Source organism: Pseudomonas sp. Colony2 (genome assembly GCF_019382755.1).
Classification (GTDB): domain Bacteria; phylum Pseudomonadota; class Gammaproteobacteria; order Pseudomonadales; family Pseudomonadaceae; genus Aquipseudomonas.
Genome location: NZ_CP080030.1, coordinates 5,236,827 through 5,257,437, shown reverse-complemented (window position 1 = coordinate 5,257,437; position 20,611 = coordinate 5,236,827). Strand labels below are relative to the sequence as shown.

Sequence of the window (20,611 nt, the reverse complement as noted above, 5' to 3'; positions counted from 1 at the left end):
CCCTGGTTAGGGCGATGGGTAATTGTAGGTTTATATGTCTCCGGTTTTCTTCGTATCGCATATTGAATGCAGAACTGGCCTGATCTGAAACTTCTGAATATAAATATAGTGCGCTTAAAAAATTGGTGATGTGTTTCTGGCTGTTTGGATATTTAAATTGAAACGTTCATAGGGGTGACATTCGGTTTTTTCATGTGAGATTTTAAGGCGGCTGTTAAGTGAAACAGTCGCGTTGAAAGTCTGTTTCCTGATGAATCAAAGTCTCAACTAAAAGGATGTTGTTTGTATGAGAGTCACTGCTTCTTTCGTTAGTCCGCCTGTATCAAGTCATGAGCTATCTACGTTGAATGCGGCCACTACCAGTGATGGCGCAACCTCAAAAAAAACCTTCACCACGGATGATGCTGCAAAGCAAATCCTGCGAGAGGGTTCGAGGCATTACGATCGTAATGGCGATAACAAAATCGAGCTTTCCTTCACCCTTGACGATCAATTCTCTGTGCAACAGAAAGCGTCCTTGCGCAAAGCCCTGACGTCTTGGCAGGACGTGACAAATATTGTCTTCAAGGAGGGGGCGCCAGGTCCGGATGGTTCAATAACCATCAAGGCCAATCCCGAAGACAATGGCGGGGTGTCGGGGCTGCCTAATCGCTGGTACGGTGATATGAGCACTACGGTTGGAACGAAAGGCGCTTCTGATGCCCCACGGCATGGCGATGTTTTTTTATCAACGGCCATACATGAGTTGGGACATGCCCTGGGGCTTGGCCACCCTGGGGACTATGGTGAAAGTGTGCACTCTTATGCAGATGCCCTATACACGCAGGACACCAGAGCCCACAGCGTGATGAGTTACTGGCGAGAAACCAATCATACGGGCCATGACTTCAAATCGCGCGAACCTTCAACGCCAATGAAAGATGATATTGCTGCCGTACAGAAACTCTACGGGGCCAATCTCAATATTCGGAATACCGATACTACTTATGGCTTTGAATCCAATACTGACCGTGACCACTTCAGCCTTGAATCCTCGAAGGACGCCCCGATATTTTCGGTATGGGACGGGGGCGGGAATGACACGCTGAACTTTTCGCTATTTTCCCAGAACCAGAAGATCAACCTGAATGCGGAGTCGTTTTCCAATGTGGGTGGCTTGAAGGGTAATGTGTCTATCGCCAAGGGCGTTGTCATTGAAAATGCCACAGGTGGCTCAGGTGACGATGAGCTCATAGGGAATGAGGCCGGCAACCGGCTCAAGGGTGGAGCGGGTTCAGACAGGTTGACAGGCGGCGCAGGCGCGGACGTGTTTGCTTACGATAGAGCGAGTGACTCGACACTCACCAGGCCTGACGAAATCCTGGATTTCACCAGCGGCACAGACAAGATCGACCTTTCGGGCTTATTGAAAAATACCTCAATCAAGCATTTCAACATTGTTGAGCGGTTTACGGGGCGTGCTGGCGAGATTGTCCTGAGCCATGACCCGCGCAGCGGAAACGGTAGTCTGGGTCTTGACACCACTGGCAGGGGCAAAGCGGATTTTCTGATTAAGAGCGTGGGTGGCATTCAGGCCAGTGACATAGTCACTGGCGGGGCATACGAACCTGGAGTTTCCAAGCCGGAGCCCCAACCAGAGCCCAAGCCAGAACCTCAACCGGACCCTTTTCCTGCTCCGCACGATACTGTCTATGGCTTCAACTCCAACACCGGTGATCCCTTCCTTAGCCTGCATTCCCAGAGTGGCGCTCCCAGGTTCCTGGTGAGGGACAAAGGTGGCGATGACACCCTGGACTTTTCGGGCTTCCGGCAGAACCAGACCATCGACTTGCGCGAGGGCGCAGCCTCCAGCGTAGGCGGCTTGCGCAATAACGTTGGTATAGCCAAAGGTGTCACCGTGGAGAATGCGATTGGCGGCTCAGGCCGTGACACGCTCATAGGCAATACGGTGGATAACGTTCTCACCGGCGGGGCAGGTGGAGATACGCTCTGGGGTGTGGGCGGTAGAAACACGTTCAGGTATGAGAAGGCCAGCGACTCGGCCTATGACGACGCTGACCTGATCATGGATTTCACCAGTGGCCAAGACACAATTGATCTGACGGGTTTAATGACAGAAGTCGGAACGCCCTTGCGGCTGGTGGATAGCTACACGGGCCGTATTGGAGATACCGTCGTCAAATACAACCAGCAGAGCGGGCGTTACTTTGTGGGCATCGACTTACTGGGACGGCGTCAGACAAACTTCCTGCTTAAAAGCACACGCTTGATCCGGCCAGAGGACGTGATCGGTCTGTCTACTCACCTGCGCTGAAAAGCAACGTGCCAGGGCGCTCGCCATCCTCCTGGAGGGGATACCGCCCATAAATCCCTGGGCGGTAATTCCCAATCAGTCAGCAAGCCCTTGACCTCGTCACTCGTCATTTCTGGCGGATGCGGCGTTGGAGCCGTTGATGCGGTTGTAAGGTGGGTCAGGCAGTCGCCACCGCCCCTTGCCGCGAGGCGCTCAAGAAGCGCAGCAACGCCACCAGCGGGAATGCGCTGCCCACCAGCATCACCCCCAGCCAGCCGCCGTGTTCGTACACGCTGCTGGCAATCGCCGAGCCGAAGGCGCCGCCGATGAAGATGCTGGTCATGTACAGCGCGTTCAGTCGGCTACGGCTGTTGGCGTCGAGGGCGTAGATGGCGCGCTGGCCAAGGACCATGTTCATCTGCACGCAGAAGTCCAGGACCACGCCGGTCACCGCCAGGCCGATCACGCTGTACAGCGGGTGCACGAAGGCCGGCAGGAAGCTCAGTGCGGCGAACAGCATCGCCAGCAGCGAAGCGCGGTGGGTGTGGCCGGCGTCCGCCAGGCGCCCGGCGATAGGTGCGGCGATGGCGCCCAGGGCACCGACCAGGGCAAACAGGGCGATCTGGCTTTGGCTCAGGCCGTGGTTGCGGGACAGTTCCAGCGGGGCGGCGGTCCAGAACAGACTGAAGGTGGCGAACATGCAGCCCTGGTAAAACGCGCGCTGGCGCAGCACCGGCTGGCGGCGCAGCAAGGTGCCCAGCGAGGCGAGCAACTGGCCATAGCTGGCCGCGTGATCCGGTTGGCGCTTGGGGATGGTCAGCATCAGCACCACGCTGATAAACGCCATCAGTGCCGCAGCGGCCATGAACATGGCGCGCCAGCCGAAATGGTCAGCCACCACGCTGGACACTGGCCGCGCCAGCAGGATACCCAGCAGCAAGCCGCCCATGATGCTGCCGACCACCCGGCCACGGGATTCAGCCGGCGCCAGGTGCGCCGCCAGCGGAATCAGGATCTGTACCGACACCGAACTGAAGCCGATCAGCAGCGACACCAGCAGGAACAGGTTCGGCTGTTCGGTGAACGCCGCACCCAGCAGGCTGGCGATGGCCACCACGGTGGTGATGATCATCAGCCGGCGGTTTTCCAGCAGGTCGCCCAACGGCACCAGGAAGAACAGGCCCAGGGCATAGCCGATCTGGGTCAGGGACACGATCAGGCTGGCCATGGCCGGCGTGAGGCCGATGTCCGGGGCGATCAGCTCGATGATCGGTTGCGCGTAGTAGATGTTGGCGACGATGGCGCCGCAACAGAACGCAAACAGCATCACCATGCCTCGGGTCATCGTGCTTGTAGCGGGGGGCGTGGCGTTCATGGCGTTCTCATAAAAGCGAAGGATTGTGGCGAGCGAGGATAAAGACTGGCCCCGGGCGGGAGTAGCCTGTCTGTGGTGATAACACTCATGCCGGGAATTAATGACTGAAACGTTAACTTTCGCGCTGAAGGTCGATGATACATTCAGTCACAACTGCATAAACAGGAAATCGACTGCCATGAAGACGACATTCAACAAGATGCTCCTGGCCTCCAGCCTGGCCGCGCTGATGACCGTGGGCGTTGCCCAGGCCGCAGATGCCCCGCGTGTCGGCGTGCGGGGTGCGATTACCGCGATGGACGGCGACGCGATGCACGTCAAGGTCAACAGCGGTGAAGACGTCACCGTGCACCTGACCAAGGACACGCAGGTGCGTGCGGTCACCCTGGCAAAAATCGAAGACATCAAGCCCGGCAGTTACATCGGTTCGGCGGCCATGCCCAACGCGGATGGCACCCTGACGGCGCTGGAAGTGCATGTATTCCCACCGGCGATGGCCGGTACAGGCGATGGGCACCGTGCGTTCGACCTGAAGGAAGGCAGCAGCATGACCAACGGCACCGTGGGTGACCTGGTGGTGAGCAATGGCCGCACGTTGACCGTCAAGTACAAGGGCGGCGAGCAGAAGATCGTGGTGCCGGATGATGTGCCGATCGTCAACCTGGAGCCGGGTGATCGCAGCTTGCTGAAGCCTGGGGTGAAGGTGGTGATGTTTGCGGCGAAGGGCGCGGACGGGAGCGTGACGGCCCAGGCGATTTCTGCGGGTAAGGATGGCGTGACACCGCCGATGTAACGGCTGTAGATAGATCGTTCCCACGCTCCGCGTGGGAATACATCCAGTGACGCTCTGCGTCCCCATTGCGCACGGTCCAGGTCTTGCGGCGCGGCTTGGACGCGGAGCGTCCTGTGATGCATTCCCACGCGGAGCGTGGGAACGATCAGCGATCAGGGTGCGGATTACTGCCCGGAGTAGATCTGGTCAAAAACCCCGCCATCATTGAAGTGGGTCTTCTGCACGGTGCGCCAGTCGCCAAAGGTCTTCTCTACCGACAGGAAGTCGACTTTCGGGAAACGGTCGGTGTACTTGGCCAGCACTTTCGGGTCACGTGGACGCAGGTAATTGTTGGCGGCAATTTCCTGGCCTTCCGGCGACCACAGGTACTTCAGGTATTCCTCGGCAGCCACTTTGGTGCCTTTCTTCTCGACCACTTTGTCGACGATCGACACTGGCGGCTCAGCTTCTGCGGAAACGCTCGGGTAGATCACTTCGAACTGATCACGGCCGAATTCACGGGCGATCATTTCTGCTTCGTTCTCAAAGGTCACCAGCACGTCGCCGATCTGGTTGGTCATGAACGTGGTGGTAGCGGCACGGCCACCGGTGTCCAGCACGGGCGCGTGCTTGAACAGGTCACCGACAAACTTCTTGGCCTTCTCTTCGTCGCCACCGTTTTTCAGCACATAACCCCAGGCCGAGAGGTAGGTGTAGCGGCCGTTACCGGAGGTCTTCGGGTTCGGCACGATGACTTGCACGCCATCCTTGAGCAGGTCCGGCCAGTCTTTCAGGGCTTTCGGGTTGCCTTTGCGCACGATGAACACCGTGGCCGAAGTGAACGGCGCACTGTTGTTCGGCAGGCGGGTAACCCAGTTGTCCGGCACCAGTTTGCCGTTGTCCGCCAGGGCGTTGATGTCGGTGGCCATGTTCATTGTGATCACGTCAGCCGGCAGGCCGTCGATCACCGAGCGCGCTTGTTTGCTCGAACCACCGAAGGACATCTGCAGGGTCAGCTTGTCGTTTGGATGCTCGGCGGCCCAGTGCTTCTGGAAGGCGGCGTTGTAGTCCTTGTAGAAGTCACGCATCACGTCATAGGAGACGTTGAGCAGGGTGACCGGGGCGGCCTGGACGACGCCAGCCAGTGCGAGGCCGGCGGCCAGGAGAGAGGCACTAACGAGTTTTTTCACTGCTCATTCCTTGTTGTTCGAGAAGGTTTTTGAAACGCATGGGGGCAATATGCCAGCGACTATAACGGGGGGGCGCATAGTCGCTTAAAGATTAAAAAGAACTTTGCTTATTCCAGTTTCTTGAAAAGCGCGCTGCCACACCGTGAGCAAAACGCTGCATTGGGCTCATGGCTGTTTTTCTTGCACACCGGGCAATCCGTTTGCAATTGCTCACCGCGCATGGCGTTGGCCAGTTCGGCGGTGAAGATCCCGGTGGGCACCGCGATGATCGAATAACCGGTGATCATCACCAGCGACGAAATCACCTGGCCCAGCGGGGTCTTCGGCACGATATCGCCAAAGCCCACGGTGGTCAGGGTGACGATCGCCCAATAGATGCCCTTGGGAATGCTGGTAAACCCGTGCTCCGGGCCTTCGATCACGTACATCAAGGTGCCGAACACCGTGACCAGGGTGCAGACGCTGACCAGGAACACCACGATCTTCTGCTTGCTGCCCCGCAGCGCCGACATCAGGTAGTTGGCCTGCTTGAGGTACGGGCCGAGCTTGAGCACGCGGAAAATCCGCAGCATCCGGATGATTCGGATAATCAGCAGGTACTGCGCGTCGCTGTAGTACAGCGCGAGGATCCCGGGCACGATCGCCAGCAAATCCACCAGCCCATAAAAGCTGAAGGCATAGCGCAACGGCTTGGGCGAGCAATACAGCCGCAGGCCGTATTCGATGGCGAAGATGATGGTGAAGCCCCACTCGATATAGGCCAGCACGTTGGCGTAGTTGTCGTGGACTGCCTGGATGCTGTCGAGGATCACGATCACCAGGCTGGCCAGAATGATCAGCAACAGGGTGCTGTCGAAGCGTCGGCCGGCCGGGGTGTCACTTTGGAAAACCATGACGTAGAGACGCTCACGCCAGTGCTTGTTGCTGTCCATGGAAGTCGCCTGAATCGAAGATCAGCGAAGCCTAGGGGGATTCGAAGGGGCTGTCCATGCAGGTTTTCTGCATCACCCGCTGACTGGCGCGCACCAGCCAGGTGGCGAGGATAAACGGCGCGGTCAGCGCGGGCAGGTTCAGGCCGGTGAAGCCGGGCGTGAGGATGATCGCCAGCAGGATGCCGATCAGCGGCAGCCAGGGTTGGCGACGATACTGGCTGAGGGCCAGGGCGGCCAGCGCCGGGTTATAGCTGTGCAGGCCGAGCAGGGCGCCGGCGGGCTCGTCCATCAACAGGGCGATCAACACGCCGAGGCTCGCGCCGGTCAGCGCCCACAAGGCCGCGCGGCGGCTGGCTATTACAAGACCGAGGGCGATCAGCAGGCCGGCGAGGGGGTGGTCCATCAGGATGACTTGGGCCAGACCTGTGAACGGCGCGCAGAGTAGCGCCCAGGTGCGGGGTTCGCTGGCGGCAAATGCGGCGGGCGCGGTGGTGCCCAGCAGCAGCCAGCCGAGTACCACAAACGGTGCGGTGTAGGCGGGCAGGTCATCGGGGTTGGCGGCGCGTTTGAGCCACTGGCGGGTGAGGATTGCGCTGAGGCCACCGCAGGCGAGAATCAACGGCGGCAGCAGTGCCGACCAGCTGAAGTGCTGGCTGATCAGCAAGCCGAGCAGCACGCCGTTGTAGCTATAGAGACCGGCCTGGCGTTCGGCCTTGGGATAGCCGCGGCGTTGGGCGGTCAGCAAGCCGGCGACACCGCCCAGCAGCGCGCCGCCGAGCAGGGCCGGGGCGCCGATCAGGATCGCCAGCAGGCAGAGCAGGCCACACAGCGGGTGGCGCTGCAGGAATATCTGGCTGAAGCCGTTGAGCAGGGCTTCGGCCCAGTCGGGGCAGGGTTGGTTGGGCATGATCAATAATCTGCAGGAAAGCACCGAATCTTGTGGCGAGGGAGCTTGCTCCCGCTGGGGCGCGCAGCGGCCCCAAAAGATGGGCCTGCTGCGCAGTCCAGCGGGAGCAAGCTCCCTCGCCACAGGGGATTAGATCAATGTCTCGATCCGCAACGAATTGGTCGACCCTGGCTGCCCGAATGGCACCCCAGCAGTAATCACCAACGTATCCCCACGCTCCGCCATACCCTGTGCCTGGGCAATCTCCAACGCCGTGGAACACACCTCATCCACCTGCCGCAGCCGATCGTTCACCACCGAATGCACGCCCCACGCCACGCTCAAGCGTCGCGCCGTCGACAGGTTCGGTGTCAGGTTCAGAATCGGCACCGCCGGCCGTTCCCGCGCCGCCCGCAAGGTGGAGCTGCCCGACTCGCTGTAGTTCACCAGCACTGCCACCGGCAGGATGCTGCTGATACGGCGGATCGCACAGCTGATGGCGTCCGACACCGTGGCATCCGCCTTGGGCCGGCTGACGTCCAGCTGGGTCTGGTAATCCGGGCCATTTTCCACCTGGCGAATGATCTTGCTCATCATCAGCACGGCCTCCAACGGGTATTCACCGGAAGCGGTTTCCGCCGACAGCATCACCGCATCCGCCCCTTCCGCCACTGCGTTGGCCACGTCGGTGACTTCGGCACGGGTCGGCGCCGGGGAGAAGCGCATGGATTCAAGCATCTGCGTGGCCACCACCACCGGTTTACCCAACTGGCGGCACACACCAATGATGTCCTTCTGGATTTGCGGCACGCTTTCCGCCGGCACTTCCACCCCCAGGTCACCTCTGGCGACCATGATCGCGTCGCTCAACTCGGCGATTTCCTGCAGGCGCTGCACCGCCGAGGGCTTCTCGATCTTGGCCATCAGGAACGCTTTGTCGCCGATCAACTCGCGGGCTTCGCGGATGTCTTCCGGGCGTTGCACAAACGACAGCGCCACCCAGTCCACTCCCAGTTCCAGGCCGAAGCTCAGGTCGCGGCGGTCCTTGGCGGTCAGCGGGCTGAGCTCCAGCAACGCCTGGGGTACGTTCACGCCTTTACGGTCCGACAGTTCGCCGCCATTGAGCACGGTGGTGTCGATGGCATCGGCGTGCTTGGTGATCACCCGCAGGCGCAGCTTGCCGTCGTCCAGCAGCAGGTCCATGCCGGGCTGCAGGGCCGCGATGATTTCCGGGTGGGGCAGGTTGACTCGCCGCTGATCACCGGGTGTCGGGTCGAGGTCCAGGCGCAGGGCCTGGCCGCGAATCAGTTGCACTTTTCCTTCGGCAAAACGCCCCACCCGCAGCTTCGGCCCTTGCAGGTCCATCAGGATGCCGAGGGGATAATTGAGCTGGCGCTCCACCTGGCGAATCCACTGGTAGCGTTGGGCGTGGTCGGCATGATCGCCATGGCTGAAGTTCAGGCGAAAGATATTCACCCCGGCTTCCACCAGCTCGCGGATGTCGTCGATGCTGTCGGTGGCCGGGCCCAGCGTGGCGAGGATCTTGACCTTCTTATCAGGCGTCATGTTCAGGGGACTCTCTTTCAGGGCTTTCAAGAATCAGAATGGCGCGGAAATCGTTGACGTTGGTGCGGGTCGGCTCGGTGATGATCAAGCCGTCGAGGGCCGCGAAGTAACCGTAGCCATTGTTGTTGTCCAGCTCGTCACTGGCGCTCAAGCCCAGGGCTTCGGCGCGGGCGTAGCTGGTGGGCGTCATGATCGCGCCGGCATTGTCTTCCGAGCCGTCGATGCCGTCGGTGTCACCCGCCAGGGCGTAGACGCCGGGCAGGCCCTTGAGGCTGTCGGTGAGGCTCAGCAGGAATTCGGCGTTGCGTCCGCCACGGCCATTGCCGCGTACGGTGACGGTGGTTTCGCCGCCGGAGAGGATCACGCAAGGCGCCGCCAGGGGTTGGCCGTGCTGGATGATTTGCCGGGCGATACCGGCGTGCACCTTGGCCACGTCCCGCGCTTCGCCTTCCAGGTCGCCGAGGATCAGCGGGCTGAAACCGGCCTGGCGGACTTTCACCGCCACCGCTTCGAGAGATTGCTGCGGACGGGCGATCAGTTGGAAATGGCTACGGGCGAGCACCGGGTCCCCGGGCTTGACGGTTTCCGACTCCGGGCTTTGCAGCCAGGTGCGCACCGACGCCGGGATTTCAATCTGGTAGCGCTTGAGAATCGCCAGCGCCTGTTGCGAGGTACTGGGGTCGCCAACAGTGGGGCCGGAAGCGATGACCGTGGCCTGGTCGCCCGGCACATCGGAAATCGCGTAGGTGTAGACGGTGGCAGGCCAGCTTGCCTTGGCCAGGCGCCCGCCCTTGATCGCCGAGAGGTGCTTGCGCACGCAGTTCATCTCGCCGATGGTGGCGCCGGATTTGAGCAGGGCCTTGTTGATCGCTTGCTTGTCCGCCAGGGTGATGCCGGCGGCCGGAAGGGCGAGCAGTGCAGAGCCGCCGCCGGAGAGCAGGAAGATCACGCGGTCGTCTTCGCCCAGGTTGCTGATCAGCTCCAGCACACGCTTGGCCACGGCCTGGCCTGCGGCGTCCGGCACCGGGTGCGCGGCTTCGACCACCTCGATTTTCTTGCAGGGTGCGCCGTGGCCGTAGCGGGTGACCACCAGGCCCGAGACTTCGCCTTGCCAGCAGTTTTCCACCACCAGCGCCATGGCGGCGGCGGCTTTGCCGGCGCCGATCACGATGACACGGCCGCTGCGGTCGGCGGGCAGATAGGGTTCGAGGACTTGCCGGGGGTGGGCGGCGTCGATGGCTGTGGCAAACAGCTCGCGAAGCAGGTGTTGCGGATCGACCGACATAAGCGGGCTCCCGGGGATTCTTGTTATTAGGGGTGCATCAAATTCGATGTGAAATGCGGTCAAAAATGTGGGAGCGGGCTTGCTCGCGAAAGCGGTCTACCATTCGACATCCATGCTGACTGATACACCGCTTTCGCGAGCAAGCCCGCTCCCACATTCGATCGCATTTCAACGGGGGTTATTTATCGCGAATCGAAAAATTCGCCATATGTTCCAGGCCCTTGATCAGCGCCGAGTGGTCCCAGTTGCCGCCACCGATGGCGGTGCAGGTGCTGAACACCTGCTGCGTGCCGGCGGTGTTCGGCAGGTTGATCCCCAGCTCCTTGGCACCGGCCAGGGCCAGGTTCAGATCCTTCTGGTGCAGGTTGATGCGGAAGCCCGGATCGAAGGTGCCCTTGATCATGCGCTCGCCATGCACTTCGAGGATTTTCGACGAAGCAAAACCCCCCATCAGTGCTTCACGCACCTTGGCCGGGTCGGCGCCGTTCTTCGAGGCGAACAGCAGCGCTTCCGCCACCGCCTGGATGTTCAGCGCAACGATGATCTGGTTGGCCACCTTGGCGGTCTGGCCATCGCCATTGCCGCCCACCAGGGTGATGTTCTTGCCCATGGCCTGGAACAGCGGCAGGGCGCGTTCGAAGGTGTGCGGGTCGCCGCCGATCATGATGCTCAGGGTGCCGGCCTTGGCACCGACTTCACCACCGGACACCGGGGCGTCGAGGTAACGTGCGCCGGTCTCGTTGATCTTTGCGGCGAAGGCCTTGGTGGCGGTGGGCGAGATCGAACTCATGTCGATCACCACTTTGTTCGGCCCAAGGCCTGCGGCGACGCCGTCGGCGCGGAACAGCACATCGTCGACCTGCGGGGTGTCGGGCACCATGACGATGATGAATTCGGCTTCCTGGGCCACTTGCTGCGGGTTGGCCAGGGCCACCGCACCAGCGCTGATCAGTTCAGCCGGCGCCTTGCCGTGATGCTCGGAAAGAAACAGTTGGTGACCGGCCTTTTGCAGGTTGGCAGCCATGGGTTGGCCCATGATGCCGGTGCCGATAAATCCGATTTTAGCCATGACGAAAATCCTCTTATTGTTAGGTGTGCAGGCCTGGCGCGGCCTGCTAAACACAGGAGATCCACTGTGGGAGCGGGCTTGCTCGCGAATGGGGGCCGACATTCAGCATTGATGTCGACTGATCCACCGCTTTCGCGAGCAAGCCCGCTCCCACATTGGGTGCTGTGTTTGTTCAGTTAGATCGCGTTGTGGCTTTTGAGCCAACCCAAACCCGCTTCGGTGGTGGTCAACGGCTTGTACTCACAGCCGACCCAACCCTGATAACCAATGCGGTCCAAATGTTCGAACAGGAAGCGGTAGTTGATCTCACCGGTGCCCGGCTCGTTGCGCCCCGGGTTGTCCGCCAGCTGGATGTGGTTGATCTCACCCAGGTGCGCAGCCATGGTGCGGGCCAGGTCGCCTTCCATGATTTGCATGTGATAGATGTCGTATTGCAGGAACAGGTTGGCACTGCCCACCTGCTCGCGAATCGACAGGGCCTGCGCCGTGTTGTTCAGGTAGAAGCCCGGGATGTCGCGGGTATTGATCATCTCCATCACAAGCTTGATGCCCACCGCCTGCAGCTTGTCGGCGGCGTACTTGAGGTTGGCGACGAAGGTTTTTTCAAGCGTCGCGTCATCCACGCCGGCCGGGCGAATCCCCGCCAGGCAGTTGACCTGGGTATTGCCCAGTACCTGGGCGTAGGCGATGGCCAGGTTGACCCCGGCACGGAACTCCTCGACCCGGTCCGGGTGGCAGGCCAGGCCGCGTTCGCCCTTGGCCCAGTCACCGGCCGGCAGGTTGAACAGCACTTGGGTCAGGCCGTGGGCATCGAGTTGCGCCTTGATTTCAGCTGAGCTGAATTCATAGGGAAACAGGTATTCCACACCACTGAACCCCGCATCGGCGGCGGCTTTGAAACGGGCAAGAAAGTCCTGTTCGGTAAACAGCATGGACAGGTTGGCGGCAAAACGCGGCATGGGGTTCTCCTTAATCGAGCAGTGAAATGGCAGTCGGCGCGTCGTTGCCCACCAGTGCCAGATCTTCGAATTCGTTGACGGCGTTGATCTCGGTGCCCATGGAAATATTGGTCACCCGTTCCAGAATAATCTCAACGATCACCGGAACCTTGAATTCTTCGATCATTTCCTGGGCCTTGCGCAGTGCCGGCTGGATCTGGCCCGGCTCGAACACCCGCAGGGCCTTGCAACCCAGGCCTTCGGCGACGGCCACGTGGTCGACGCCGTAACCGTTGAGTTCCGGTGCGTTGAGGTTGTCGAAGGACAGCTGCACGCAGTAGTCCATTTCAAACCCGCGCTGGGCCTGGCGGATCAGCCCCAGGTAGGAGTTGTTCACCACCACGTGGATGTACGGCAGCTTGAACTGTGCGCCCACGGCCAGCTCTTCGATCATGAACTGGAAGTCATAGTCACCGGACAGTGCCACGACGTTGCGGGTCGGGTCCGCCTTGACCACACCCAGTGCCGCCGGAATGGTCCAGCCGAGCGGGCCGGCCTGGCCGCAGTTGATCCAGTGGCGTGGTTTGTAGACGTGCAGGAACTGCGCGCCGGCAATCTGCGACAGGCCGATGGTGCTGACGTAGCAGGTGTCTTTGCCGAACACCTGGTTCATCTCTTCGTACACCCGTTGCGGCTTGACCGGCACGTTGTCGAAGTGGGTCTTGCGGTGCAGGGTGGCCTTGCGCTGCTGGCAATCGTGGAGCCAGGCGCTGCGGTCCTTGAGCTTGCCGGCGGCTTTCCACTCGCGGGCCACTTCAATGAACATGGTCAATGCAGAGCCGGCGTCGGAAACGATGCCCAGGTCCGGGGTGAACACGCGGCCGATTTGCGTCGGCTCGATGTCCACGTGAATGAATTTGCGGCCCTCGGTGTACACCTCCACCGAACCGGTGTGACGGTTGGCCCAGCGGTTACCGATGCCCAGCACCACGTCCGATTTCAACATCGTGGCGTTGCCATAACGGTGGGACGTTTGCAGGCCGACCATGCCCACCATCTGCGGGTGATCGTCCGGGATCGTGCCCCAGCCCATCAGGGTCGGGATCACCGGGATGCCGGTCAACTCGGCGAATTCCACCAGCAGTTCGCTGGCGTCGGCGTTGATCACGCCACCACCGCTCACCAGCAATGGGCGCTCGGCCTGGTCCAGCAGGGCCAGGGCTTTTTCCACCTGGATACGGGTCGCCAAAGGCTTGGCCAGGGGCAGTGGTTGGTAGGCGTCGATATCGAATTCGATCTCGGCCATTTGTACGTCGAATGGCAGGTCGATCAGCACCGGGCCCGGGCGCCCGGAACGCATTTCATAGAAGGCCTTCTGGAAGGCATACGGCACCTGGCCGGGTTCCAGGACGGTGGTTGCCCACTTGGTCACCGGCTTGACGATGCTGGTGATGTCGACGGCCTGGAAGTCTTCCTTGTGCATGCGTGCCCGTGGCGCCTGGCCGGTGATGCACAGGATCGGGATCGAGTCCGCCGAGGCGCTGTACAGGCCGGTGACCATGTCGGTGCCCGCCGGGCCCGAGGTGCCGATGCACACGCCGATATTGCCGGCCTTGGTGCGGGTGTAGCCCTCGGCCATGTGCGAGGCGCCTTCAACGTGGCGAGCAAGGACGTGATCGATGCCACCGACCTTCTGCAAGGCCGAATACAGCGGGTTGATCGCGGCGCCCGGGATACCGAAGGCGGTGTCGACCCCTTCACGGCGCATCACCAGGACAGCGGCTTCGATTGCTCTCATTTTGCTCATGGTTTTGGTGCCTCTTGCGTTTTGTAATTGTATACAAGTGGTGTTGGTCCGAAGTGTATTCACGGCGAGCGGGGCAGGTCAATCCATTTTCTTGGGTGGCCTTTACGTTCGTCGGAAGGCTTATGGACGGGTATATTTCGACGTGTGGTGCGTATGTTTTGAAATATTGTATACAAAAAATAAATCTATTGTGTTCTATTTGTTTGATCGAGCTTCTGATCAGACAGAGCCCCACGGCTTTCCCATAACAAGATAAGGACGGCACCCATGAGCGCTTTAACCTTGAAAGTCGCAGTCAACCTGGCCAGCCACGCCATCGCGGCAGGCCGCACCATTTCGGCGGCACCGCTGACCGTTGCGGTACTCGACAGCGGCGGGCATTTGATAACGTTGCAGCGCGAGGATGGCGCGAGCCTGCTGCGCCCGCAGATCGCGATTGGCAAGGCCTGGGGTGCGATAGCCCTGGGCAAGGGCTCGCGCTTGCTGGCGCTGGACGCACAGCAACGGCCGGCGTTTATTGCCGCGCTGAACAGCCTGGGGCAGGGCAGCGTGGTGCCGGCGCCGGGCGGGGTGTTGATCCGGGATCAGGCGGGTGTGGTGCTGGGAGCGATCGGGATCAGCGGGGATACGTCGGATATTGACGAGCAGTGTGCGATCAGTGCGATCGAGGGGTTGGGGTTGTTGGCGGATGCGGGGGTTACTGCTTGATGTGAGGTGACTGGGCGGGCCTCTTCGCGGGCTTGCTCGCGAAAGGGGCGACTCGGTCCCGGACCTAAACCCAAACCGCATCCCACAGCGGATAGTCGCCAATCCGCTCCACCAACCCTGCTCTTAATGGGTTGGCCACGACATACCGAGCCATCTTCACCAAGTCATCGTCCTTGCGCAGCGCACGATCATGAAAGCTGGTTTGCCATAGCCGCCCTTTGCGGCCCGTAGCGCCATTAACGGTTCGAGTGCTTTTGGACTTCACCTGGCACATCAGGTCTCCCAATGAGCCTTTTTGCAGCTCAATCAACCAGTGAAAGTGGTCGGGCATGACCACCCAGGCCAGGGAGTTCGCCAGCCCTTGATACTGGGCGAGCCGGAATTGCCAGACCACCAGGCGGCCGAGATAAAAATCACTGAATATCGGCGCGCGTTCGTGGGTGTTGGTGGTGATCAGGTAGATGCGGTTGGACTCGCTGAATCGCCCGATTCGCAGGCGATGTGAAGCAGCTGGATCAGGCATTCCTTTGCCTCTCTTCAGGTGGGGTTCTGAGAGGCTAGATCGGGGAATCTGGAGATGATGGTTTGGCTTTGTGCAGGATGTGTCTGGGAGGGCGCTTTCGCGAGCAAGCCCGCTCCCACATTGGATCTGCGGCGTTTAAACAATTTATGTCTGGCACAAATTCAAATGTGGGAGCGGGCTTGCTCGCGAATCTTGAAGACGCTGCGGTCTATCAGTCCCGCTCACACCCCTTCAACACCAACCGAATAATCGTCTGCGCCGCCGCCTCATAATCCGCTTCATCCAACTTCGCCTTCCCGGTCACCGCCGAAATCTGCCAGTCAAAATCCGCATACGTCTGCGTCGCCGCCCAAATGCTGAACATCAGGTGATGCGGATCAATCGGCGCAATCAGCCCACGGTCCACCCAGCTCTGGATGCAGTCGATGTTGTGCTTGGCCTGGGCATTCAGCTGTTCCACCTGCTCGGGGCTTAAATGCGGGGCGCCGTGCATGATCTCACTGGCAAACACTTTCGAGGCAAACGGCAAATCCCGGGAGATGCAGATCTTCGAGCGGATGTACCCGCTCAGCACGGCCGAAGGGTCGCCATCAGGATTGAACGGTGTGGAGGCCGCCAGGATCGGCTCGATAATGCTTTCGAGCACCTCGCGATAGAGGTTGTCCTTGGACTTGAAGTAGTAGTAGACGTTGGGCTTGGGCAGCCCGGCCTTGGCGGCGATGTCGCTGGTTTTGGTCGCGGCGAAGCCCTTGTCGGCAAACTCCTCACTGGCAGCCCGCAGGATCAGTTCTTTGTTGCGCTCGCGAATGGTGCTCATAGACCAGGAGGTTCCTTGCCAAGACAGGCGGTCTGGCATGGTAGCACCGGCTTTGCGCAGGGCTCAAGAATCCCGCCGCAGCCCTTGCATGGCGGGGCGCCCAGCTGACTTTGTCTGTCTTGATGCTGAACGCATTCACGGTCGTACAGGCACAGCTCCAGCGCGCTGCTAGAGTTCAGGCAGCGAGCGGCCATTTAGCCTGGCCACCGCTTCCTGTTTTCGGCGTTCGAGAGAGAAACCCGTGGAGAAAAGCAGACGACGTACGTTCGCCTGGGCCGTTGGCACGTCGTTACTGGTAGCGTTGTTGATTGCCCTGGGTTTGCACTTCTTTGCAGGCGGGCACAAAGGCCGGCCTCCCGCCACCGGCGAACCGGTGGCCGTGGTGCCGGTGGTGTTGCAGGACGTGCCGGTGTATATCGATGCCCTCGGCACCGTCACCCCCACCCGCAGTGTGACCGTGGTCACCCAGGTCGATGGCATCCTCAGCAGCGTGGAATTCAAGGAAGGCCAGCACGTCAGCAAGGGCCAGGTGATTGCGCGGATCGATGACCGCGCCCTCAAGGCCCAACTGGCCGTGGCCAAGGGTACCCTGGCCCACGACCAGGCTGTGTTGAGCAATGCTCAGCGCGATCTGGTGCGCTACCGCGAACTGGTCAAGGCCGGTTCTACCAGCCAGCAAACCGTCGACACTCAGGCCTCGTTGGTCCAGCAACAACTGGGCACCGTGGCTGCCGACCAGGGCAATGTGCAGAACCTTGAAGTGCAGGTCGGCTACTGCACCATCACTTCGCCGGTCGACGGTGTGGTGGGCCTGCGCCTGGTCGACCCCGGCAATTACGTCACCACCACCAGCACCACCGGCATCGTGGTGATTACCCAGATGAACCCGGCCACCGTGGTGTTCGCGGTCCCCGAGGACGACCTGGGTGCAATCAACCAGGCCCTGGGCCGTGGCGTCGTGACGGTGCTGGCCTACGACCGCAACAAGAAAGCCCTGCTGGCCACCGGCAGCCTGTTGGCCCTGGACAACCAGGTAGACACCTCCACCGGCACCATCAAGGTCAAGGCGCAGTTCGATGATTCGGGCAGTGCGCTGTTCCCCAACCAGTTCGTCAATGCGCGCCTGAAGGCCGACACCCTGGCCCAGGTTGCCGTGGTGCCCACCCGGGCGATCCAGCATGGCAGCAAGGGCGATTTTGTGTTCGTGGTGAATGGCGACAAGGCCAGCCTGCGCAACATCAAGACCGGCCCATCGATGGGCGATGTGTCGGCGGTGCTCGAGAACGGCGTCAAGCCAGGCGAGCAGGTGATCACCGAAGGCGCCGACAAACTGGATGACGGTTCGGCGGTGAAGGTCGTCGCCCAGTGAGGAGCTGCCGAGCATGAACATTTCGCGGCCCTTTATCGAACGTCCCGTCGCCACCACCTTGATGATGGTCGCGGTGCTGTTGCTGGGGATGTTGGGGTATCACCTGTTGTCGGTGTCGGCGTTGCCCGAAGTCGATTACCCGACCATCCAGGTCTTCACCCAATACCCCGGCGCCAGCCCGGACGTGGTCAGCTCCTCGATCACCGCGCCGCTGGAGCGCCAGCTCGGCGAGATGCCGGGCCTCAAGTCGATGAACTCCACCAGCTCCGACGGCGCTTCGGTGGTGACCCTGCAATTCGACCTGTCGCTGTCCCTGGACGTGGCAGAGCAGGAAGTGCAGGCCGCGATCAACGCCGCCGGCACCTTCCTGCCGGCCAACCTGCCGTACCCGCCGGTGTACAGCAAGGTCAATCCGGCGGATGCGCCGGTGCTGACCCTGTCCCTGACCTCCGATGTGTTGCCGCTGACCAAGGTCGAGGACCTGGCGGATACACGGCTGGCGCAGAAGATCTCGCAGATCACCGGCGTCGGCCTGGTGACCATCAGCGGCGGCCAACGCCCGGCGGTGCGGGTCGAGGCGAATACCTCGGCGCTCAATAGCCTCGGCCTGTCCATTGATGACCTGCGCACCTCCCTCGGCACGGCCAACGTCAACCAGGCCAAGGGCAATATCGACGGCAAGTTCCAGGCGTATTCGATTGGTGCCAACGACCAGCTGCAATCGGCCGAGGAATACCGCGACCTGGTGATCGCCTATAAAAATGGCGCGCCGATTCGCCTGTCGCAGATCGCCAGTTCCACCCAGGGCCCGGAGAACCCGCGTCAGGCTGCGTGGACCAACAGCACGCCGTCGATTGTGCTGAACATCCAGCGCCAGCCAGGCGCCAACGTGATCCAGGTGGTCGACCGCGTGCAGCAATTGCTGCCCAAGCTGCGGGCCAGTTTGCCGGGTACCTTGAAGGTCGATGTGCTGACCGACCGCACGCAAACCATCCGCGCCTCGGTCACCGATGTGCAGTACGAACTGGCGGTGGCGGTGCTGCTGGTGGTGATCGTGATTTTCATTTTCCTGCGCGACGTTGCGGCGACGGTTATTCCGGCAGTCACCGTGCCGCTGACGCTGGTGGGCACCCTGGCGGTGGCTTATGCGCTGGGCTTTTCCCTGAACAACCTGACACTGATGGCGCTGACTATCGCCATCGGATTCGTGGTGGACGACGCCATCGTGATGATCGAAAACATCACACGCTATATCGAGGCGGGCGACTCGCCGCTGGAGGCGGCGCTCAAGGGGTCGGAGCAAATCGGCTTCACGATTATTTCGCTGTCGATTGCGCTGATTGCAGTGATGATCCCGCTGCTGTTCATGGGCGATGTAGTCGGCCGGCTGTTCCGCGAATTCGCCATGACCGTGGCCGTGACCATCGTTATCTCGGCGTTCATCTCCCTGACCCTCACGCCGATGATGTGCGCGCGGATGCTCAAGAATAAGCACCAGGAACGCCGCGCGGATTTCTTCGACCGCATCAACACCCACTACGTGCGTGGCCTTGACTGGGTGTTGGCGCACCGCACCTTGACCCTGATCTCGATAGCGCTCACCGCCGCGCTGACCCTGATGATTCTGGTGATCATGCCCAAGGGCTTTTTCCCCGACCAGGACACCGGGCTGATCCAGGGTATTTCCCAGGCGGCGCCGACGGTTTCATTCCAGCAGATGCAGACCGAACAACAGCGCCTGGCCGCGCGAATCCTCAAGGACCCGGCGGTGCAAAGCCTGTCGTCCTTCGTCGGGATCGACCAGACCAACCCGACCATCAACCAGGGCAACCTGCTGATCAACCTCAAGCCCCGCGGCGAGCGCGACAGTGCCACCGAGGTGATCCGCCGGCTCTCCGATGCCAACGCCGACGACGCCGGGATCCGCCTGTACCTGCACTCGGTACAGGACCTGACCCTCGACGCCACGGTGTCCACCACCAGCTACCGGCTGGGCCTGCAAGCCACCGACCCGGACGAGTTGGAGCAGTGGACCAACAAGCTGCTGGCGGCGATCAAGCAAGACCCGATGTTCACCGACGTGCAAAGCCAGGCGATGCAATTCGGCAATCAGATCCAGCTGACCTTTGACCGCGCCACCGCCTCGCGCCTGGGTATCACGCCCCAGGCGATTGACGACGTGCTGTATGACGCCTTCGGCCAGCGCCAGGTCTCGACGATCTACACCCAGCTCAACCAGTACCACGTGGTGATCGCCACCGACCATCCGCCGCGCAACTTGCCGGACCTGCTCACCGGGTTGTACGTGGACATTCCCGGTGGCGGTGTGGCGCCGCTGTCGAGCATGGCGACCATGCAGGTGGTGCGTACGCCCGTGACCATCAACCGCCTGGGTCAGTTTCCGTATGCCGACGTGTCGTTCAACCTTGCTCCGGGCCAGACCCTTGGCACGGCTGTGACGCGGCTCAAGGACATCGAGGCCAAGGTCGGCTTGCCGCTGTCGGTGCAGGCCAACCTGGAAGGCGCGGCGGCGACGTTCGAACAGTCGCTGTCCAACCAGGTGTTCCTGGTGGTGGCGGCGATTGTGGTGGTGTACCTGATGCTGGGGATTCTGTACGAGAGCTTCGTGCACCCGGTGACGATCCTTTCGACGCTGCTCTCGGCAGCGCTCGGGGCCTTGCTGGCGCTGCTGGTGACGGGCACGCAGTTCGACATCATCGGCCTGATCGGCATTGTGTTGCTGATCGGTATCGTGATGAAAAACGGCATCATGATGGTCGACTTTGCCCTGGAGTTGTTACGCGAGGGCGGCCTGAGCCCCACGGCCGCGATCCGCCAGGCGGCAGAGTTGCGGTTCCGGCCGATCCTGATGACCAGCATGGCGTCGCTGTTCGGCGCGGTGCCGCTGGCGCTCGGTACGGGGATTGGTTCGGAGCTGCGTCACCCGCTGGGCATCGCGATTATCGGCGGGTTGTTGCTCAGTCAGTTGCTGACGCTGTTTTCCACGCCGGTGATCTTCCTCGCCATGCACGGCCTGGGGCAGCGCTTCAGCCGCCGCCCGGCTGAAGCGGTCTGATGGCA

16 protein-coding genes are annotated in these 20,611 nt (G+C 61.2%); 5 read left to right on the top strand and 11 right to left on the bottom strand.

The window, feature by feature from the left end; translation table 11 throughout:
* Nucleotides 1-286 precede the first annotated feature (286 nt).
* Nucleotides 287-2,314, top strand: coding sequence for a M10 family metallopeptidase C-terminal domain-containing protein (locus JV201_RS20935; protein WP_219406000.1), 2,028 nt, complete (start codon nucleotides 287-289; stop codon nucleotides 2,312-2,314).
* A 157-nt stretch (nucleotides 2,315-2,471) separates the two neighbouring features.
* Here JV201_RS20935 and JV201_RS20930 read toward each other — a convergent pair whose 3' ends face one another.
* Nucleotides 2,472-3,668 (bottom strand): MFS transporter, encoded by a 1,197-nt coding sequence (locus tag JV201_RS20930; protein ID WP_032899318.1) that lies wholly within the window; start codon nucleotides 3,666-3,668, stop codon nucleotides 2,472-2,474.
* Between the two features lie 178 nt (nucleotides 3,669-3,846).
* Here JV201_RS20930 and JV201_RS20925 point away from each other — a divergent pair, with 178 nt between their 5' ends.
* Nucleotides 3,847-4,461, top strand: a complete 615-nt coding sequence (locus JV201_RS20925; protein ID WP_008434747.1) for a DUF5666 domain-containing protein — start codon at nucleotides 3,847-3,849, stop codon at nucleotides 4,459-4,461.
* A gap of 164 nt (nucleotides 4,462-4,625) precedes the next feature.
* On the opposite strand, the gene JV201_RS20920 is transcribed toward JV201_RS20925, so the two are convergent.
* The 8 genes from JV201_RS20920 to gcl form a co-directional block, all read right to left on the bottom strand.
* Nucleotides 4,626-5,630 (bottom strand): sulfate ABC transporter substrate-binding protein, encoded by a 1,005-nt coding sequence (locus tag JV201_RS20920; RefSeq protein WP_003210600.1) that lies wholly within the window; start codon nucleotides 5,628-5,630, stop codon nucleotides 4,626-4,628.
* A gap of 107 nt (nucleotides 5,631-5,737) precedes the next feature.
* Nucleotides 5,738-6,562, bottom strand: coding sequence for an ion transporter (locus tag JV201_RS20915; RefSeq protein WP_008434745.1), 825 nt, complete (start codon nucleotides 6,560-6,562; stop codon nucleotides 5,738-5,740).
* A 31-nt stretch (nucleotides 6,563-6,593) separates the two neighbouring features.
* Nucleotides 6,594-7,469: an urea transporter gene (locus tag JV201_RS20910; protein WP_219405999.1), complete on the bottom strand. Its 876-nt coding sequence runs from the start codon at nucleotides 7,467-7,469 to the stop codon at nucleotides 6,594-6,596.
* 129 nt (nucleotides 7,470-7,598) lie between these two features.
* A complete protein-coding gene (pyk, locus tag JV201_RS20905; RefSeq protein WP_003210597.1) occupies nucleotides 7,599-9,014 on the bottom strand; it encodes a pyruvate kinase in 1,416 nt (471 codons plus the stop codon).
* Nucleotides 9,004-10,299: a glycerate kinase gene (locus JV201_RS20900; protein WP_003210596.1), complete on the bottom strand. Its 1,296-nt coding sequence runs from the start codon at nucleotides 10,297-10,299 to the stop codon at nucleotides 9,004-9,006. Before JV201_RS20900 ends, pyk begins: the two co-directional genes overlap by 11 nt.
* Before the next feature lie 178 nt (nucleotides 10,300-10,477).
* Nucleotides 10,478-11,368, bottom strand: coding sequence for a 2-hydroxy-3-oxopropionate reductase (locus JV201_RS20895; RefSeq protein ID WP_003210595.1), 891 nt, complete (start codon nucleotides 11,366-11,368; stop codon nucleotides 10,478-10,480).
* A gap of 176 nt (nucleotides 11,369-11,544) precedes the next feature.
* A complete protein-coding gene (gene hyi, locus JV201_RS20890; RefSeq protein ID WP_003210594.1) occupies nucleotides 11,545-12,327 on the bottom strand; it encodes a hydroxypyruvate isomerase in 783 nt (260 codons plus the stop codon).
* A gap of 10 nt (nucleotides 12,328-12,337) precedes the next feature.
* Nucleotides 12,338-14,113 carry a glyoxylate carboligase gene (gcl, locus tag JV201_RS20885; protein WP_003210593.1) on the bottom strand — a complete coding sequence of 592 codons (1,776 nt, stop codon included), beginning with the start codon at nucleotides 14,111-14,113 and terminating at the stop codon, nucleotides 12,338-12,340.
* Nucleotides 14,114-14,380: 267 nt separating this feature from the next.
* On the opposite strand from gcl, the gene JV201_RS20880 reads away from it, so the two are divergent.
* A complete protein-coding gene (locus JV201_RS20880) occupies nucleotides 14,381-14,821 on the top strand; it encodes a heme-binding protein (RefSeq protein ID WP_003210592.1) in 441 nt (146 codons plus the stop codon).
* 64 nt (nucleotides 14,822-14,885) lie between these two features.
* On the opposite strand, the gene JV201_RS20875 is transcribed toward JV201_RS20880, so the two are convergent.
* Both JV201_RS20875 and JV201_RS20870 read right to left on the bottom strand, forming a co-directional pair.
* Nucleotides 14,886-15,344, bottom strand: a complete 459-nt coding sequence (locus JV201_RS20875) for a transposase (protein WP_177008365.1) — start codon at nucleotides 15,342-15,344, stop codon at nucleotides 14,886-14,888.
* A gap of 211 nt (nucleotides 15,345-15,555) precedes the next feature.
* Nucleotides 15,556-16,161, bottom strand: coding sequence for a TetR/AcrR family transcriptional regulator (locus JV201_RS20870; RefSeq protein ID WP_003210590.1), 606 nt, complete (start codon nucleotides 16,159-16,161; stop codon nucleotides 15,556-15,558).
* 241 nt (nucleotides 16,162-16,402) lie between these two features.
* Between JV201_RS20870 and JV201_RS20865 the strand changes: the two genes are divergently transcribed.
* Together JV201_RS20865 and JV201_RS20860 are read left to right on the top strand one after the other, a co-directional pair.
* On the top strand, nucleotides 16,403-17,530 hold the full coding sequence (locus JV201_RS20865) for an efflux RND transporter periplasmic adaptor subunit (RefSeq protein WP_219405998.1): 1,128 nt from the start codon (nucleotides 16,403-16,405) through the stop codon (nucleotides 17,528-17,530).
* A 13-nt stretch (nucleotides 17,531-17,543) separates the two neighbouring features.
* Nucleotides 17,544-20,606, top strand: a complete 3,063-nt coding sequence (locus JV201_RS20860; RefSeq protein ID WP_134327094.1) for an efflux RND transporter permease subunit — start codon at nucleotides 17,544-17,546, stop codon at nucleotides 20,604-20,606.
* Nucleotides 20,607-20,611: the final 5 nt, after the last annotated feature.